At 41.9% G+C, this 19,016-nt stretch carries 13 protein-coding genes; all 13 read left to right on the top strand.

The window, feature by feature from the left end; all coding sequences use genetic code 11:
- Window positions 1-205: 205 nt before the first annotated feature.
- The 13 genes from DDZ16_RS02940 (at window position 206) to DDZ16_RS02880 (ending at window position 18,555) form a co-directional block, all read left to right on the top strand.
- The gene (locus DDZ16_RS02940) at window positions 206-1,771 is read left to right on the top strand and encodes a sigma-54 interaction domain-containing protein (RefSeq protein WP_109262944.1); all 1,566 of its coding nucleotides are present in this window, start codon (window positions 206-208) and stop codon (window positions 1,769-1,771) included.
- A gap of 435 nt (window positions 1,772-2,206) precedes the next feature.
- Window positions 2,207-2,671, top strand: a complete 465-nt coding sequence (locus DDZ16_RS02935; RefSeq protein WP_109262943.1) for a GNAT family N-acetyltransferase — start codon at window positions 2,207-2,209, stop codon at window positions 2,669-2,671.
- Between the two features lie 1,967 nt (window positions 2,672-4,638).
- Window positions 4,639-5,463 (top strand): nitrogenase iron protein, encoded by an 825-nt coding sequence (nifH, locus tag DDZ16_RS02930; protein WP_109262942.1) that lies wholly within the window; start codon window positions 4,639-4,641, stop codon window positions 5,461-5,463.
- Between the two features lie 80 nt (window positions 5,464-5,543).
- On the top strand, window positions 5,544-5,870 hold the full coding sequence (locus tag DDZ16_RS02925) for a P-II family nitrogen regulator (protein WP_109262941.1): 327 nt from the start codon (window positions 5,544-5,546) through the stop codon (window positions 5,868-5,870).
- 61 nt (window positions 5,871-5,931) lie between these two features.
- Window positions 5,932-6,312, top strand: a complete 381-nt coding sequence (locus tag DDZ16_RS02920) for a P-II family nitrogen regulator (protein WP_109262940.1) — start codon at window positions 5,932-5,934, stop codon at window positions 6,310-6,312.
- A gap of 12 nt (window positions 6,313-6,324) precedes the next feature.
- Entirely contained in the window at window positions 6,325-7,956 is a 1,632-nt protein-coding gene (nifD, locus tag DDZ16_RS02915; protein ID WP_109262939.1) for a nitrogenase molybdenum-iron protein alpha chain, read from the top strand.
- 18 nt (window positions 7,957-7,974) lie between these two features.
- Window positions 7,975-9,357: a nitrogenase molybdenum-iron protein subunit beta gene (gene nifK / locus DDZ16_RS02910; protein ID WP_109262938.1), complete on the top strand. Its 1,383-nt coding sequence runs from the start codon at window positions 7,975-7,977 to the stop codon at window positions 9,355-9,357.
- A gap of 325 nt (window positions 9,358-9,682) precedes the next feature.
- Entirely contained in the window at window positions 9,683-11,011 is a 1,329-nt protein-coding gene (gene nifE, locus DDZ16_RS02905) for a nitrogenase iron-molybdenum cofactor biosynthesis protein NifE (RefSeq protein ID WP_109262937.1), read from the top strand.
- Window positions 11,012-11,236: 225 nt separating this feature from the next.
- Entirely contained in the window at window positions 11,237-12,622 is a 1,386-nt protein-coding gene (locus DDZ16_RS02900) for a nitrogenase component 1 (protein ID WP_109262936.1), read from the top strand.
- A gap of 160 nt (window positions 12,623-12,782) precedes the next feature.
- Window positions 12,783-14,042 carry a nitrogenase cofactor biosynthesis protein NifB gene (gene nifB, locus DDZ16_RS02895; protein WP_109262935.1) on the top strand — a complete coding sequence of 420 codons (1,260 nt, stop codon included), beginning with the start codon at window positions 12,783-12,785 and terminating at the stop codon, window positions 14,040-14,042.
- A 244-nt stretch (window positions 14,043-14,286) separates the two neighbouring features.
- Window positions 14,287-14,592: a (2Fe-2S) ferredoxin domain-containing protein gene (locus tag DDZ16_RS02890; protein ID WP_109262934.1), complete on the top strand. Its 306-nt coding sequence runs from the start codon at window positions 14,287-14,289 to the stop codon at window positions 14,590-14,592.
- Window positions 14,593-14,807: 215 nt separating this feature from the next.
- Window positions 14,808-15,932 (top strand): homocitrate synthase/isopropylmalate synthase family protein, encoded by a 1,125-nt coding sequence (locus DDZ16_RS02885; protein WP_109262933.1) that lies wholly within the window; start codon window positions 14,808-14,810, stop codon window positions 15,930-15,932.
- A 127-nt stretch (window positions 15,933-16,059) separates the two neighbouring features.
- Window positions 16,060-18,555 (top strand): FAD-dependent oxidoreductase, encoded by a 2,496-nt coding sequence (locus DDZ16_RS02880; protein WP_109262932.1) that lies wholly within the window; start codon window positions 16,060-16,062, stop codon window positions 18,553-18,555.
- The last annotated feature ends 461 nt before the right edge of the window (window positions 18,556-19,016 follow it).

Genomic DNA, 19,016 nt, shown 5'->3' with positions numbered 1-19,016 from the left:
TCCTACATAATTGTAGTATTTGCGATTGTATTCAACAGTTTGGTAGGAAGGCGTTGTTTTTTGCAAAAACAAGGAGAGTCTCGTTATTTTTGAGGGGGTAACTGTGAAATAAAATTAAAAAACAAAAGTGATTGCTTTAAAATATGGGGGTGGGTATTTAAATTAGTATTTTTGAGTCGGAAAACACTAAACCTAATTCTTTACCATGGAAGTTTGTTGCAAAAAAGGCGGAGATGAATGTTATGGCGTTCAGGAATTGAAATTACTGTTTGAAATAAGTGAACGTCTTATTAGTAGCAGAGAGTTGAACAAAGATCTTACTCCCATTCTGCGACTGGTTGTTGAACACCTCGGAGCAGAAAGATCGTTTGTTACTATTCTTAATCGAAAAAGCTCCCGTATTGCGATTGAGGCTGCTTGCGGATTAAGTTCATCACAACAGGCACGAGGGTCTTACACTTTGGGAGAAGGTGTTATTGGAAGAGTCATTGAGTTGGGGCAACCGGTTGTGATTTCTGAAATAAGTAAGTCTAAACTCTTTGTTAACAAAACCAAGTCTGAACTGACCAGAGATGGACAGGAACTCTCATTTATATGTGTTCCATTAATGGAAGATAATCAGGTTAATGGTGCACTTAGTGTAATACGAATATACAATCCTAATATCTCGTATGAAGAAGATGTTCGATTGATGTCTGTTGTTGGATCTCTTATCGCTTCTGTGGCTCACTATCAGCAGGAGAAATTGGAGGAACTGGAACTTTTACGTCAAAGAAACAGGGACTTGAAGACCCAGCTGGACTCTGATTTACAACCCAAGGGGATGGTAGGCAGCTCCGGTAAAATGAGAGATGTTTATGGTCTGATTTCCATGGTGGCTCCTACGGCCAGTACGGTTCTCATAAGAGGTGAAAGTGGTAGTGGTAAGGAATTAATTGCTGAATCTATTCATTCCAACAGCCAGAGGGATAAGGGACCAATGATAAAGGTAAATTGTTCGGCCCTGCCTGATTCATTGATCGAAAGTGAGTTGTTTGGCCATGAAAAAGGGGCTTTTACCGGAGCCGATCAAAAAAGAACAGGCCGGTTTGAACTGGCCCACAATGGTACTATTTTTCTTGATGAGATTGGCGATTTACCTCAAGCCACCCAGGTTAAAATTCTGCGAATTTTGCAGGAAAGGGAGTTTGAACGGCTGGGGGGAACCGAAACCATTCATGTGGATGTGCGGATTATTGCTGCAACGAACCGAAATCTGGAAGAATTGATTGAGAGTGGAGAGTTCAGGGAGGATCTTTTTTACCGGATTAATGTATTTCCGGTATACCTGCCACCTCTCCGCGATCGACGTGAAGATATTCCTTTACTGGTGGATCATTTTATTGAGAAATTCAATAAAAGAAATGATGCCAACATCAAGCGAATTACCACTACTGCTTTAAATATGCTCATGGTCTACTCATGGCCGGGTAACATCCGCGAATTGGAAAACTGTATCGAGCGGGCTTGTATCTTGTCACGTGATGGTGTTATCCACAGCTATCAGTTGCCCCCCACATTGCAAACCGCCGACAGTACCAATACTAAATCGGGGGGAGGGTTGATGGATAGTGTGGAGCGCATTGAGAAACAATTAATCATCGAGGCACTGACATCAACCGGAGGAAATATTACCCGCGCCGCCATTCAGCTAAAAGTAACCGAACGGATGCTGGGGACCAGAATTAAGAAATATGGAATTGATGTTTGGAGGTTTAAGCAGGTAGGGTAGGAATTTGACAGAGGTAGGTTGATAGGCAGAAGACAGAAGTGGTATCATGAAGTTTTGAGGGGTGGTTCTTTTTTTAAATTTGCTTTTTGCCAACCCCGGGAATTTGGATGATGGAATATTGAATAAAAATAAATGAGTATCCGTTTTTATACCCAACTTGAAAGCAGACCTGCCGAAAAGGACGGCCTTGACCGGTGAGCCAAAAAAACAAGTGAAGATGGCGTTTAAAAATCTTTTCTGTTTGAGCCGATAGGCGAGTTTAAAAGATTTTAGCCATCAAACGCTGTTTTTTTGAGTGAAGCGGTCACAGCCTTGACTTTTTTTGATTACTTTTTTGTGTCAAGACAAAAAAGTAATTGGGGTTTAAGGGGCAAAGCCCCTCTATATTTTCAATTAGGTAAATAATCGGATATTCATATAAAAATAAATCGCTTTATGGAAATTACAATTCTTGACTTTGCAAATAATGACCATGAAAAAGCCTTCGTAAAACTTCTGAATGCCTATATGCTTGATGACATGGGCTTGAATAAACCACTTGAACCAGAGCATGCCGAAAAAGTAATATTCGATATTAAGCAGCATGTCTCTTATATTGGTTTTTTGGTTGAGGATGAAAATGGCAGCTTCCTCGCTTTGGCCAACTGCTTTGTCAATTATTCCACATTTGCAGCCAAGCCTCTTATTAATATTCATGACTTGATTGTGCATCCCGATGCCAGAAAAATGGGGGTTGGACAGGCTCTTCTAAGGGGGATTGAAAAATATGCACATCAAAATGGATACTGCAGAGTCAATCTTGAAGTAAGAAACGACAACCATAAAGCTCTGGCTCTCTACAAAAAAGCAGGATTCAGAGAATGCCAACCACCCATGTATTTTTGGGAGAAGAAGGTTTAGGAGTTGAGGCACGAAAATATTGAGCTCTATGTATTTTCCAGGGTATTGTTATACCAATAAAAGAAAGAGGTTCTCAACAGTCCAAACTTGATTTCATTCTGAGTGACTATCCTAAGTAATCTTGGGAAATAATGTGGATATGACAAAGGGAGTGCCTCGTTCCCGGAGGGGGCAAATTTGGATAACCCCGGGTGAAAACCCGGGGCAAATCGTAACCTGGAATATTAGGTCCCTGAAAGATGGCCAACTTTCAATTTGCTGATATTTTGATGTTTTTAAAAATCTGCCATTGGTAGTGACGGCCCCTAAGTAATCTTGGATCATGATACGAAAATGACAAGGAGAATGCCCAATATTAAGATCCCCTAAAGAGGTAATTATCGAATTATGTTTGGCGGATTCTTTCTGAGGAAAGCGGCAGAGCCGAAGCCAATCCGCCGTACCTATTTGCAATTGATAGCTTATCGAAGAATTCTTTCGCTAGATAAACAGGTGTTTAACCTCCGCTCAACATGACATACCCTTGACATTTAACATGGTATGCAGCCCCATGATTTTGATAGGAACAGGAATAATAAATTTCCCTTAAGTCCCGTAGGGATGTGATAATTATTTCGTACCTACGGCACTCCAACGATAATAATTGGAATATTCTACCGATGTATCGTCCCTCCGGGACTAGAGGTATGTGCTAAACTGTAATAAGGGCTTTCATCATTCTTTATACCCGGCAAAACAACTAACTACTCAACTATAAACTATCTACTAACTCCTTTTTTCAATGAATGTGTGCAATAGGGGCTCGAAATTTTTTTTATACCGTTACATGCGTGCAATGACATTTCGGGGAATTTTTTGAGCCGATGCACACGTGTAATCTCTTGCCGGAATTTTTTTTATGCCAATGTACCTGTGCCATGTGTTTTCGGAAGATTTTTTAAGCTATTACACGCGTGCAATGACATTTCGGAGAATTTTTTTAGTCAAAACACATGAGCATTGGCATTCCGGAACTTTTTTTTAGTTGTTGCACGCGTGTGTTAAGATTTCAGATGTTTTTTTAGGGCTATTCACTTGTGTAAGGCCGGTTCGGATTTATTATTAGGTCACTACTTATTTGTAATAGGATTCCGGAGATTTTTTTGATTCATTGTCCTCTTGTTCAACTATGCCTAATGTATTTTTAGCCTACTTAGTGCCTGTCTATAAAGCCGGGAAAGTTTGTAAAAAGTCATGTGTCTGGTCAGAAAGTGCCAGTTGCAAGGCTTGCGAAGCCGCCAAAAGCGGAGTTTACTTTGGTAAATGAGTATTTTGGCGGCAAGCGTAACGCAGCAAGTGGTACTTTATGGACAGACTCTACTTAAGGGGGATTGTTAATCTAAACTTATTTTCAGGAGGGCATCTGATCAAACAGTTTTAATTTTTTCAAGGGTACTCCATCGGTTTGTTCCGCGGGCCCTGATAAGGGGCCAAAATTGATAACCCCGGGTGAAAACCCGGGGGAAGGAACTGAGGCTAAAAGGGTCCCTGATAAGGGGCCAACTGATTTTTCTTAGGTGCCTTAACTTACATACATTTCTTTGTGGCAGGTATGGTTAATTCAATAGAACAAAAGTGGTCCCTTAAATAAAATCACCTGTTCTTAAGTTTTTGGCACATCTTCCAAACTACCCATTTCCACATAAATGTGAGGCCTTTCTCTGAATGTTTATGATAATGATTCACTAAATCAGTCTTTTAAGGGGGCGCTTCATATCTGTAATGCAAAAGAGGGTATGCTACATAATTGTAGGATATTTTGAAGTGCCAAACCCGCCTTAGAAATAAAATACAATTTTTAAGCGTCAGTATAACAGTTTGTTGGGGTTGGTGATTTGAGTTTTTTGAGATAGGTGTTGCCAGTTTTGGCACACAACGTGAAACATGGGAAATCAAATAAATTACTAATCCCATAAAACTGTAGAACTATGAGGAAAATTGCTATTTACGGAAAAGGTGGAATTGGAAAATCTACAACTACTCAGAACACAGTAGCCGGACTTGTTGAAGCCGGAAAAAATGTAATGGTCGTTGGATGTGACCCAAAAGCTGACTCAACCCGACTGCTATTAGGTGGCCTGGCCCAGAAAACTGTTCTCGACACTTTAAGAGAAGAAGGTGAAGACATTGATCTTGACGACATTGTAAAAGAAGGTTATGGCGGCGTACGTTGCGTTGAATCAGGGGGTCCTGAGCCAGGTGTAGGATGTGCCGGTCGTGGTATCATTACCTCTATTAACTTATTGGAGCAGCTTGGGGGATGGGATGACAAGTATTCTATCGACTACACATTTTACGATGTATTGGGTGATGTTGTTTGTGGTGGTTTTGCCATGCCAATTCGCGAAGGAAAAGCTCAGGAAATTTACATCGTTGTATCGGGTGAGATGATGGCGATGTATGCAGCCAATAACATCTGTAAAGGTATCAAGAAATTCGCCGAAGCTGGTGGTGTTCGTTTGGGTGGTTTGATTTGTAACTCACGTAAAGTGGACAACGAAAGTGCCATGATTGAAGAGTTGGCCAAGCGATTGGGAACTCAAATGATTCATTTTGTTCCTCGTGACAATATGGTTCAGAGAGCTGAGATCAACCGCCAGACTGTTATCGAATTTGACCCTGAACATGGTCAGGCAGATGAGTATCGTCAATTGGCCAATGCCATTGATAAAAATGAAATGTTTGTGATTCCTCAGCCTTTGGAGATGGAAGAGTTGGAAAAGCTTCTTATCGATTTCGGAATTGCCAATTAATCTGAACTCATGAATCCACTGACCCTTTCCTTTTTCATCCACTGAACTATCAAATTAACTAAAAAACTGGAGGATCACTTATGTTAATGATCAGAGCAATAATACGTCCCGAGAAATCAGACCTGGTGTTGAAGGCCCTTTTTGAAGCCGGATATGTCGCTGTAACCAAAATTCCCGTTGTGGGACGCGGAAAACAGCGCGGAATCAAGATTGGTGATGTAACCTATGATGAACTCCCCAAGGAATTATTGATCATTGTGGTTAAAGATGAAGACAAAGACTTCGCTGTAAGTACCATTATTGAGGCTGCCCGTAGTAAGCCCGAAGGCGCTTATGGCGACGGAAAGATCTTTATTTCACCGGTAGAGGAAGCTTATACCATTAGTCGTGGTGCAAGTGAGTTGTAATTGAATCCTCCGGGGTTTCATTATTATAGCCCGGAGAGGTTTTAACTAAAAACAGATTCTCATGAAGTGTGTATTTGCAATAATACGAATCAATAAAATGAACCAGACCAAAAAGGCTTTGCTTGATGCCGGAATTACTTCCATGACGGCTACCGGTAATGTTTCGGGCAGAGGTAAGGGTCTGTGGGATGCCAAGGTACTTGAGGGTGCCAGGCAGAATAAGCCCGAAGCAATTGAATTGCTTGGCAAGGAACCCCCTATGAGGCCGCAAAGAATAATCCAGGTGATTGTTCCCGAAAAAATGGTGAAAAAGGTGGTTGAAATCATAACCGAGGCCAATCAGACACCTGCGGCTGGAGATGGTAAAATTTTCGTGTTTCCGACTACCGAAGCTGTCAATGTCAGGACTGGTGCTTACGGAGATGCAGTGTTGGACTTGTAAAACAAGGATACTATGACTGATAAGAAAAAAAATATAAAGGAGTTGCCTGACTCAGCTGCCATCATTGAGGAAATGGTCTCAAAGTACCCTAAAAAGGTGGCAAAGAAGAGAGCTAAGGCCATGGTGACGAATGATCCGGAAAACAAACCGGAGATTCAGTCCAATGTAAGGACCGTGCCGGGGATAATTACCCAGAGAGGATGTACGTACGCCGGTTGTAAGGGTGTTATTCTGGGGCCCACGAGAGACGTGATTAATATTACGCATGGTCCCATCGGATGTGGCTTCTATAGCTGGTTAACACGACGTAACCAAACCAAAGCTGGTAAAGGCGAAGAAAACTATATTCCTTATTGTTTTTCTACCGATATGCAGGATGAGAATATCGTTTTTGGTGGAGAGGCAAAACTGAAGCAGGCCATTCGTGAAGCTTACGAAATTTTTAAGCCGCATTCAATCAGTATCTTCTCAACCTGTCCCGTAGGATTGATTGGAGATGATGTGCATTCGGTGGCCCGGGAAATGAAAAAGGAGCTGGGCATTACCATTTTCGGGTTTAGCTGTGAAGGTTACAGGGGAGTGTCTCAGAGTGCCGGTCACCACATTGCCAACAACGGGGTCTTTACCAATGTGGTTGGAACTGAAAAGCCTAAGCGTGTTGGCAAATTCCAGATCAACCTGATGGGTGAATACAACATTGGAGGTGACGCATTTGAACTGGAGCGTCTGTTTGAAGAAGCTGGTATTACGTTGCTTTCTACTTTCAGCGGAAACAGTACTATTAAAAGTTACGCCTATGCCCAGTCTGCCGATTTGAACCTGGTAATGTGTCACCGTTCCATCAACTATATTGCTGAAATGATGGAGGAGAAATACGGTATTCCGTGGGTGAAAATAAACTTTATCGGCGCTGAGTCTACTGCAAAATCGTTGCGCAAAGTGGCAGAGTTTTTTGATGACGCGGAACTCACCGAAAGGGTTGAGAAAATAGTCAAAAGAGAAATGTCTAAGGTTAAGAAGGTCTCTAAAGAGGTTCGTCCTGATCTGGAAGGCAAACTGGCAATGTTATTTGTCGGAGGTTCCAGAGCTCACCACTATCAGGATCTTTTTAAAGAACTTGGCATTACTACTATTTCTGCCGGTTACGAGTTTGCCCACCGCGATGACTACGAAGGCCGTGAGGTGATTCCCAACATTAAGGTAGATGCCGATACCCGGAATATTGAAGATATTGAAGTAACCCGCGACGACGAGAATTTCCGTGAAGACCTGGTAAAGAAGAAGCAGATTCTTGAAGAAAAAGGATACAAATTCAAAGAGTATTCTGGGATGATGAGTGAAATGGATAAAAACTCATTGGTGATTGACGACATTTCTCACTGGGAATCTGAAAAGCTCATTGAATATTTCAAACCAGATGTGTTCTGTGCCGGAATTAAGGAAAAATATGCTGTTCAAAAGATGGGAGTGCCTCTCAAACAGTTGCATAGCTACGATTACGGAGGTCCCTACGCTGGATTCGAAGGTGCCATCAACTTCTATCGTGATATGGAGCGCATGCTCAATACCCGTATTTGGAAAATGGTAGATGCTCCCTGGAAAGCTGAACCCGAGATTGTGGGCAGCATGAATATTAACATCTAAAGTAAGGAGGAATTAACTATGTTGCTACGACATACTACAAACAAAGTAAAGGAGAGAGAAGCACTTACTGTAAATCCGGCCAAAACTTGTCAGCCTATTGGTGCCATGTACGCCGCATTAGGTATTCACGGGTGCCTTCCTCACAGTCACGGATCTCAGGGATGTTGTTCTTACCACCGAAGTACCCTTACCAGACACTATAAGGAGCCTGTTATGGCTGCTACCAGTTCGTTTACCGAGGGGGCTTCTGTATTCGGTGGTCAGGCTAACCTGCTGAATGCCATTAATACCATTTTCTCGGTTTACGAGCCCGAAATTATAGCTGTTCACTCAACTTGTTTGAGTGAGACCATTGGTGATGACCTGGGACAGATAATTGCCAAGGCTCGCGAAGATGGCAAAATCCCTGAAGGAAAACATGTTATTCATGCTTCCACTCCAAGTTACGTTGGGTCGCATGTTACCGGTTATGCCAATATGCTTGAAGGTATTGTGAAACATTTTGCCATGTCAACCGACGAAATTAAGCGGCAGGTAAACTTGCTGGCCGGATGGGTTGAACCTGCTGATATGCGTGAGCTCAAAAGAATGATGAGTGTAATGGGAATAAAAAATGTTTTGCTTCCTGATACCTCTGAGGTTTTGGATGCTCCAATGACGGGTAAACATGAGTTTTATCCTAAAGGCGGAACTACCGTTCCTGAAATCGTAAGCATGGGAGACAGCATGTTCACCCTGGGACTTGGCGAATGGGCTACCAAAAGTGCTGCCATAAAGTTGGAAAACCAATGCAAAGTGAAATTCGCATTGACCGACCTGCCCATCGGTATTTCTGCTACCGACCGCTTTGTGATGGCTCTTGCCAAAGCTGCAGGGGTTTCCATTCCTGAGGCCATTTCATCCGAACGCGGTAAGCTGATGGATATGATTACCGATATGCACCAGTATTTCTACGGAAAACGAGTGGCCCTTTGGGGGGATCCTGATCAATTACTGCCTCTTATCGAATTTCTTGCCGACATTGATATGAAGCCTGTATATGTGGTTTCAGGTACGCCGGGTAAAGCATTCTCTAAAAAGGCTCATGAGATCCTTGCAGAAAAAGTACCTGAAGCCAAAATAAAGAATGGCGCCACAGCTGACATGTTCCTGATGCACCAGTGGATAAAAGAAGAACCGGTAGATCTTCTGATAGGAAACACTTATGGCAAATACATTGCCCGTGACGAAAATATTCCTTTCGTTAGAATGGGATTCCCAATCCTGGACCGTGTTGGCCACAGTTATTTCCCAACATTAGGGTACATGGGCGGAATCCGCATCCTGGAGAAAATACTCGGTGTCCTGATGGATAAAATGGATGCTGACAGTCCTGAAGAATCATTTGAGCTTGTTATGTAATGCTTAACTGAGGTGAATTCCAATCTTCGAATAAATGATAGTCTGTTGGTATTTTATTTATAATCGATTGCTTTAATAAGAGTCATGTGTTCAAGATTTTACGACTCATCTTAGATCTTGTATCTAAAAATCTAACAGTCTATTAAGTGATAATTTCTTTCGAATTGTTTTTGATGCTGCTTTTGGTGTTTAATCCAGGTTTTTAAGACCAAAGACGAGGGCCCTTGTGGTTAGTTCGCTTATTACTATGACCCCTGCAGGTTGTTGGTTGCGAGGGGCCCTCGTTGAGGTCTTAAAATTTTTATCAATTTTAAAAATATACGCCATGACTGATTTTCTAAAAAAACGCACATCCCAGATAGTTACACTGGAGAATGATGCCCCGGATATTGCCTGCGATAAGAAAAGTCTGGCAGGATCAGTTAGTCAGAGAGCGTGTGTTTTCTGTGGTTCGAGAGTTGTCCTTTACCCCATTGCTGATGCCTTGCACCTGATTCATGGTCCCATTGGTTGCGCAGCTTATACCTGGGATATACGTGGCGCTCTTTCGTCAGGTCCTCAGTTGCATCGTCTCAGTTTTTCAACCGACTTACGCGAAAAAGATGTGGTATTCGGTGGGGAGAAAAAACTTTATCACTCCCTTGTAGAGTTGATTGATACTTATAAGCCCAATGCAGCCTTTGTGTTTGCTACCTGTATTGTTGGTGTTATTGGCGACGATGTGGAGAGTGTTTGTCGCAGAGTATCCAGAGAGAAGGGGATAGATGTTATTCCTGTTATGTCCGAAGGTTTCCGCGGAACTAAAAAGGATGGTTACAGTGCTGCATGCTCTGCCATATCTACTTTAATAGGCACCGATGATACTTATGAAGCTCCCGAATACTCCATCAATATCCTCGGAGATTTTAACCTGGCCGGTGAACTTTGGATTTTAAAAGACTACTACGAGAAAATGGGGGTAAACATCATCACCTGTCTCACGGGTGATGGAAGAGTTGATGAAATCAGGCGGGCACATAAAGCCAAACTTAATGTGGTTCAGTGCTCCGGTTCAATGATGCCATTGGCTCGCGAAATGAAAGAAAAATACGGTATTCCTTTCAAAAAGGTGTCCTACTTCGGCATAGAAGATATGTCTGAAGCCTTGTATGAAGTGGCAGGTTTCTTCCAAAATAAAGAAATGATGAATGTAACCCGGGAACTGGTTACGGAAGAACTAAAAGAACTTATTCCTGCGCTTGAACCCTTCAAACGTGATTTGGCCGGAAAAAAAGCCGCCATTTATGTGGGAGGTGCTTTTAAGGCGATTAGTCTGGTGAAAGCTTTACGCCTGATAGGTATGGAAACTGTGGTTGTGGGTTCACAAACCGGAAATAAAGACGATTACAAACTGCTTCAAAAGTTATGCGACCCGGGAACCATTTTGGTGGATGATTCTAACCCCAATGAACTTTCAACTTTTGTAAAGCAAAAAGGAGCTGACCTTTTTATTGGTGGTGTTAAAGAACGTCCCATTGCCCATAAACTTGGTCTTGGATTTTGTGATCACAACCACGAAAGAAAAGAAGCCCTGGCAGGGTATGAGGGAATGATGAATTTTGCCCGCGAAGTGCATGCCTCGGTTATGAGCCCGGTTTGGAAGTTTGTGAAGTAAAAATCGGTTTAAAGATTAATAGACCGTTAGATTTTGAGATTTAAGAAAAATTTAAATGCAAAGACACAAAGTTTTCCTTGATAGTTGTGGTTTGTGTGTAGAGATGGAAGATTAATGGTTTGACATGTGAATATGATTATAAGAATAACATGAGACATCTTAAATCTAATATCTATCCCGAAGCATCGGGACTAACTATCTACTAAATTATAAAAGGAGCAGGTTATGGAAAAAGAATCATTATTAACACCCAAGTCATCAGGATTCGTTTCTACGCGAAATGCCTGCAAATTATGTGCTCCATTGGGTGCAAGCATTGCATACAGAGGAGTTGAAGGATGTGTGCCTTTGGTGCACGGCTCGCAGGGATGTGCCACATATATAAGACGCTATTTGATCAGTCATTTCAGAGAACCCATTGATATAGCTTCCACCAATTTTACTGAAGATACGACGGTTTTTGGCGGTGCCATGAATCTCAAGGAAGCGCTTAATAATATTTCAGAACAGTATAAGCCTGATTTAATTGGTGTTTGTACAACCTGCCTGAGTGAAACCATTGGGGAAGATGTACCTCAAATGCTCAAAATAGTTGAGATGGAGGCCGACCGTCCTGCAGATGCGCCCAGGTTGGTAGCAGCATCTACTCCCAGTTATCAGGGAACTCATGCCGAAGGTTACCGGGAGGCTGTTTATTCGCTGGTTAAGCGTTTCTCATACAAGCCTGCATTACCGGAGTCTCACAGTTCCATTAACTTGTTTCCAGGACTTTGGTCGCCTGCTGATTTAAGGCATTTGAAAGAAATTATGACCGATTTTAGTTTGGATTACACCTTGATGCCCGATTATTCCGACACATTAGATAACCCTATCTGGGATCAATACCACCGTGTTCCGGGAGGAGGTACTCCGTTGCAAAAAATCAGGAACATGGGAGGGGCCAAAGCTTCCATTGAATTTGGTGTAGGAGAGGATTACTATAAGCTTAACCAGAATTCAGGGGCTTCCTACCTGGAAGAAGAGTTTGATGTCCCTAAACACTCTTTGTTATCACCCATAGGGATTGATCAGACTGATAAGTTCTTTGAATTGCTGAATGAGTTGAGCGGCAAAGAAACACCAATAGCCCACACCAACGAACGTGGCCGTTTAATTGATGCCTATGTGGATGGTCATAAATATGTTTTTGGCAAAAAAGTGGTGATATATGGCGATGAGGATATGGTAATGGCGCTTACGTCTTTCCTCAAGGAGGTTGGAATAATTGTAAGCCTTGCTGCGTCAGGGAGTGAAGGCAGAGGTTTGAAAAAGGCATTGTCATCAGATGATGGTGAGACCACAGTAATGGCTGATGCTGACTTTGAAGAAATCAGAGAGTTTTGCCTGGAGAATAAGCCCGATTTAATTATAGGAAACAGCAAAGGTTACAACCTGGCGCGGGAGATAGGTGTCCCCCTGGTTCGTATTGGATTTCCTGTCCACGATCGCATTGGAGCACAACGCATTCTTCATGTCGGTTACAGAGGAGCACAAAACCTGTTCGATACCATTGTCAATACTTTATTGCAAGTTAAACAAGATAAATCACCAGTAGGCTATAAGTACCTCTGATTAAATAAAATATCTAACCTCTGTTTTCTAACCTCTAACCTCTAATCTCTAACATCCAACCTCTAACATCCAACCTCTAACCCCTAACCTCTAACCTCCAGCATCTATCCCTAACCCTGACCCCGGACAGCAATCAAAAATAACCTAAAAACTACCAGTTATGCCTGACATTTCCACACATCCTTGTTTCAATAAAGATGCCCGTCACAAATTTGCCCGTGTACATTTACCAGTGGCTATGACATGTAACATCAAGTGTAATTACTGCAACCGGAAATACGACTGTGTCAATGAAAGTCGTCCGGGGGTAACCAGTAATATATTAACTCCTGATCAGTCTGTTTTTTACCTGACTGAGTTGAAAAAGAAGTTGCCAAACCTTAGTGTGGTAGGTATTGCCGGACCAGGAGACCCGTTTGCACAACCTGAGGCAACCATGGAAACCTTGCGAAAGGTGAGAGAAAACTTTCCTGAAATGCTGCTTTGTGTTTCTTCAAACGGTCTTAATATCGCTCCATTCGTCGACGAGCTTAAGGAGTTAAATGTATCGCACGTTACGATTACCGTCAATGGTGTAGATCCTGATGTGACCAAAGATATTTACGGATGGGTGAGGTTCAAAAAGCGTGGGTATTTTGGGCGTGATGCAGCCGAGTTGCTTTTGTCTCAGCAAAAAAAGGCCATTAAATCCCTGGTCGAAGCCGGAATCACTACTAAAGTCAATAGTGTGGTAGTCCCCGGGATCAATCACCATCATATAAAAGAAGTTGCCAAATGGGCTTCCGCACAAGGAGTAGAAGTGATGAACCCTATTCCGATGTATCCTGTAGAGGGAACCGAATTTGAAAATATACCAGAGCCACAACCTGCCTTGATTAAGGAATTGAGGAATACGGTGAATGATCATTTGCCAGTGATGACACATTGTGCCCGATGCCGTGCCGATGCCGCCGGGTTACTGGGGAAAGACAGTACAGAAGCCTCAAGATTATTGTCAGATGCCACCAAATTTACTCTTACCGATACCAATGAACGACCATTTGTTGCAGTTGCCAGTAACGAAGGCATTCTGGTCAATCAACATCTGGGAGAGGCTGACAGGTTGTTTATATTCAGGGAAACGCCTAATGGATATAAGCTTGTTAATCAAAGAAGTACCCCAGAAACAGGCAAGGGACTTGACCGTTGGCGCGAACTCAGCAAAATGTTGAGTGACTGCCGGGCTTTACTTGCCGGAGGAATAGGGCCCAAACCATCAGAAGTATTATCACATTCAGGTATTCAGATTGTTGAAATGTCAGGGTTGATTGATCAGGGGCTGGATGCCGTCTATAAAGGGAAAGAACTCCGTACTATCAGCAAAGCAGAAGCTTTCAAATGTGGTAGCGGATGCTCAGGAAATGCAATGGGATGTGGGTAACAATCGATCGTTAGTCCCGATGCTTCGGGATAGATATTAGATGTTAGATGATTCGTATTGTTCCAAAATTCAGCACATTAATACAAAAGAGGGTGTTCTTGTAATTAATTGATCACGAGTTTTTTTGTAAAAGTTTGACGGAGTTATGACCATGAGAGATCTAGATTTATTCTTATATGCCTGATATGGTTCCCTTAATATATGTGGAAATTAATTCAATTATTAATCAATAAAAACCAAACCAATGAAAAAGCCTGAATATCATTTTTTAGTTTGTAATTCATACCGTGTTGCCGGTGATGCCCAGGGATTTTGTAATAAAAATGGTGCTACAGATCTGGTACAGTACATTATGGAAGAATGCGCGGACCGAGGCCTGGATGCTGTTGTTTCTACTACCGGATGCCTTAATGTTTGCTCACAGGGACCTGTTGTCGTTGTGCACCCTCAAAATCAATGGTATGGAAAAGTAGATACCGATGCTGTTGACGATATCCTTGATGCAATCGAGGAAGGTGGAGTCGCCGAAGATTATTTGATTTCGGAATAGTCGATATAATTAATAGATCGTTAGATAATAGATTAAAGTAAATGACAGATAGAAGTTCGACAGGCATTAGGCAGAAAAAAATAAACCAGCCCTTGCAGTCATCTTAAAGCTTTTTGAAGAAGTTTTGCCTTTAAACTATTGTTGTGGTTAATTAATTCTAACGTTCTATTGTCTTATATCTAATTATCTAACCTCTAATTATCTATTCTTAAGCCATGAGACAATTTTATCTAATTGATACCACACTTCGCGACGGGGAACAAGCCCCGGGTGTTGTTTTTTCACTCGAAGAGAAAATTAGAATTGCCTCAACTCTTGATGCTGCCGGGGTTCCTGAATTGGAGGTAGGAACCCCGGCCATCTCTGATGAGGAGATAGCACATATTAAAAGAATAATTGATCAGGGGTTCAATTTCAGGTCGGCCTGTTGGGCACGGGCCATGGAAGCTGATATTTTATTGTCTGCAAAAACCGGGGTGTCACAAATCAATATTTCATTTCCGGTTTCTGATATTTTGCTCAATTCGATGGGAAAAAGCAGAAGCTGGATTATGAATGAAATGGACCGGTTAATAAAAATGGCCAAAGATCATTTTCAATTTGTTTCCGTCGGAGCTCAGGATGCTTCCCGGGCAGCTGAGAATGATTTGATTGAATTCGTTTCTGCGGTCCATACTTCAGGTGTGGATCGTATAAGATTTGCGGACACTGTTGGTGTTTTGAACCCTATGCAAGTCCATAACTGGTTTACACGTTTCGTAAAAAGGTATCCGTCTGTTGAGTTCGAATTTCATGGTCATAATGATCTTGGAATGGGTACAGCCAATACTTTTACCGCATTGACCAGTGGTTGTCATTGTGCAAGCGTTACTGTAAACGGACTTGGCGAAAGAGCCGGAAACGCTGCCCTTGAGGAGATTGTTGCAGGACTCTCCACCAGCTATCATGTGGATTGCGGTGTGAATTTAAAAAAGACCGTGGAACTATCAGATTACGTTGCAGAAATTTCAGGTAGAAAATTACATGCTTCGAAACCCATTTCAGGAGAGATGGCTTTTAAGCATGAAACGGGAATTCATTGCCGGAGCTTGAGAAAAGATCCTTTGGCCTATCAGCCATTTTTACCTTCCGAGGCAGGTCGGACCATTTCATTTGCTGCAGGAAAACATTCCGGAAAAGCTTCTGTTCAAAAAATATTAATGGATTTGGGAATGGAAATCGAAGAAAACCGATTTAATGAGTTTATGAGTTCCTTAAAAAATCATTCATCGACTCAAAAGAGAGGGTTGACTGAAGAAGAGTTTGTTGAGATTGTAAGATGTTTTGTTTCATGTAAGTAGGTGTTGTTTGCTTTCTTCTGAAGTTGGTTATTAACACTATTTAAAGAACTTTTTCTTTAAATGATACATATAAACATGTGAAATTCTATATGTTTATATATTTTTGTACCAACATAAATCAGAGGATATGCAGAAAAAATATGTTATAATAGGAGGAGTTGCCGGGGGTGCCACAACTGCTGCGCGACTCAGAAGAATTGATGAAAATGCGGAAATCATTATGCTCGAAAAAGGGGAGCATATTTCGTATGCCAATTGTGGATTACCTTACTACATTGGCGGAGTAATCAAAGATAGAGACAATCTTTTGGTGCAAACTCCCGAAAGTTTTGGAGGGCGTTTTAATATTGATGTCAGAATCTTTTCCGAGGTGACTGATATTGATGCTGATAGTCAGGCCATCACCATTAGAGATCATAAAACCGGAAAAGAATATACTGAAAACTACGATAAGCTGGTGCTGTCACCGGGTGCCCAACCTGTAAAACCTCCGATTCAGGGTATTGACAGCAAAAATATTTTCACACTCAGAAATGTTGACGATACAGACCGCATTAAAGCCTTTGTTGATGATGAAAAGCCAAAATCAGCAGTAGTTGTTGGAGCTGGATTTATTGGTCTCGAAATGGCTGAAAACCTTCATCAGCGTGGGATAAACGTCACAGTTGTGGAAGCTGCTCCTCAGGTAATGAATATGATGGACCCTGAAATGGCAGCTATCTTACATCAGCATTTCAAAGAGCAGGAGGTGGGTCTTTATTTGCAAGATGCAGTTAAAGCTTTCCGTCCCAATGGTGATGGATTGAGCCTTATGTTGTCAAGTGGAGAAATCCTGAATGCAGATTTTGTAGTATTATCTATCGGAGTTAAGCCTGACAGTCATCTGGCTCAAAAAGCAGGCCTTGAACTGGGTAACCGGGGCGGAATTGTTGTAGATGAGTTTCTTCAAACGTCAAAAGAAAATATTTATGCCGTAGGGGATGCCATCGAATTTCCACATCCGCTAACGGGAGAGTCTTCATTGGCCTTTTTAGCTGGGCCTGCCAATAAACAGGGACGTATACTTGCCGATAACCTGGTATATGGTCACAAACGTAAATATCAGGGTTCTATTGGAACCGCCATTGCCAAAGTATTTGAAATGACTGCCGCAACTACAGGTTTAAGCGATAAAGCATTGGCTCAGGCCGGAGTGCCGCATCAGTCAACCATTGTAAACGGGGGTAGTCATGCAGGCTATTATCCCGGATCAACCAATATGGTTCTGAAAATTACCTTTAATCCCGAGGATGGGAAGCTTCTGGGAGGCCAGGTTGTCGGTTATGATGGTGTAGATAAGAGAGTGGATATGCTGGCTGCAATAATTAAAGCCAACGGTGATATCTATGACTTGCAGGAGATAGAGCATGCTTATGCACCTCCCTTTAGTTCTGCCAAAGATCCTGTAAACCAAGCCGGTTACAATGCAGAGAATATCATCAAAGGGTTGTTCCGACCTTTATCACCCTATAAGTTTCATGAGTGGAATCACTCAGACAGTTGTTTGTTGGATGTGCGTACACCTGATGAGCATAGCCTGAATGCCATTGAAGGATCCATCAATATAGAGGTGGATAAACTGCGCGAACATTTGGATGAGATTCCACGAGATAAAAATCTTTACATTTTCTGTGGAGTTGGCTTAAGAGGTTATGTGGCAACCAGAATTTTGAAGCAGCATGGATTTGAGAAGGTATATAACCTCTCAGGTGGTTTAAAGGTGTATCAAACAGCCATTGCAGAGCAGAATAATCCTTTGAAATTTAACAGCTCGAAAGATGCAGTTCCTGTGAAAGAGGATGGAGTTATGGAATCAATTCCTTACATTTCAACAAAGATGCTTGAAGTAGATGCTTGCGGATTGCAATGCCCGGGGCCTGTATTGAAGTTGAAAGAAGAAATTGCCAAAATAGGTCCCGGAGATGAAATGCAGATTAAAGCGTCTGATCCCGGTTTTTATAACGACGTGGCTTCTTGGTGTAATGTGACAGGGCATACACTGGTTGGTAGATCAAAAAAGGGAGCTGAAATAACTGCTGTTATTCGAAAGAAAAACGAAGAGGCAAAAAACGCTCTCAGTAAGATGCCCGAAGGCATTCAAACCATTGATAAAGGCGACAATAAAACAATCATCGTATTTAGCGATGATCTGGATCGTGCCTTAGCTTCTTTTGTTATTGCAAATGGAGCAGCTTCCATGGGTAAAAAAGTGACCATGTTCTTTACCTTCTGGGGATTGAATGTGATAAAGAAGCAGAATAAGCCCCGAACTAAGAAAGGTGTTATGGACAAGATGTTTGGCTTGATGATGCCCGGTCATGCCGGTAAACTGCCCCTTTCTAATATGAATATGGGAGGTATTGGTCGCACCATGATGAAACAGCGCATGAAAAGCAAAAATGTGGATGCACTGGAAGTGATGATAGACAATGCCAATAGAAGCGAAGTGCAGATGATCGCCTGCCAAATGAGTATGGATGTTATGGGTGTTCAAGGAGAGGAACTGATTGATGGTGTGAAAATTGGCGGAGTTGCTAACTACCTCGAAGAAGCGGAGGCTTCAAATCTTAATTTGTTTATTTAATGGTGATTAGTGTATCGTTATAGTGCGTAGTGGAATGATTCTTTGTTGTTTGTGTTAGCTAAACCAAATTAAATGATTGTGTTCTTTTAACGCGCTGATATCCTGTAATAAAAAAGAAACGCATATTCTTTTGATGTAAAAAACCCCTGACAGGACTTCAAGCTTGTCAGGGGTTTCTTTTAAATCTCTAATCTGAATGAAGATAATAGTCTGTTAAAATCTTGCAATCAACTCTGAGTCAATTGTTTATATATCAATGGTTTTGTGAGTTAACGCTCGGATTATCAAATGGCTATGATTTATCATCTAAGTAAAGTCATAAACCATTTAAAATGTGTTTTTTATAATTTTCTTAGTTTTTTAAATATGCCGCAAAAAGAATCAAAATTTCTTAACTTCGAAAGTTTCCAGCTTCTAACTTCTAACTTCCAGCCTCCAGCTTCCGGCTTCCGCGCGGCTGG

Origin of the sequence: Marinilabilia rubra (assembly GCF_003121985.1) — a bacterium.
Lineage (GTDB): Bacteria > Bacteroidota > Bacteroidia > Bacteroidales > Marinilabiliaceae > Marinilabilia > Marinilabilia rubra.
This window is presented reverse-complemented; position numbering and strand designations above follow the sequence as displayed.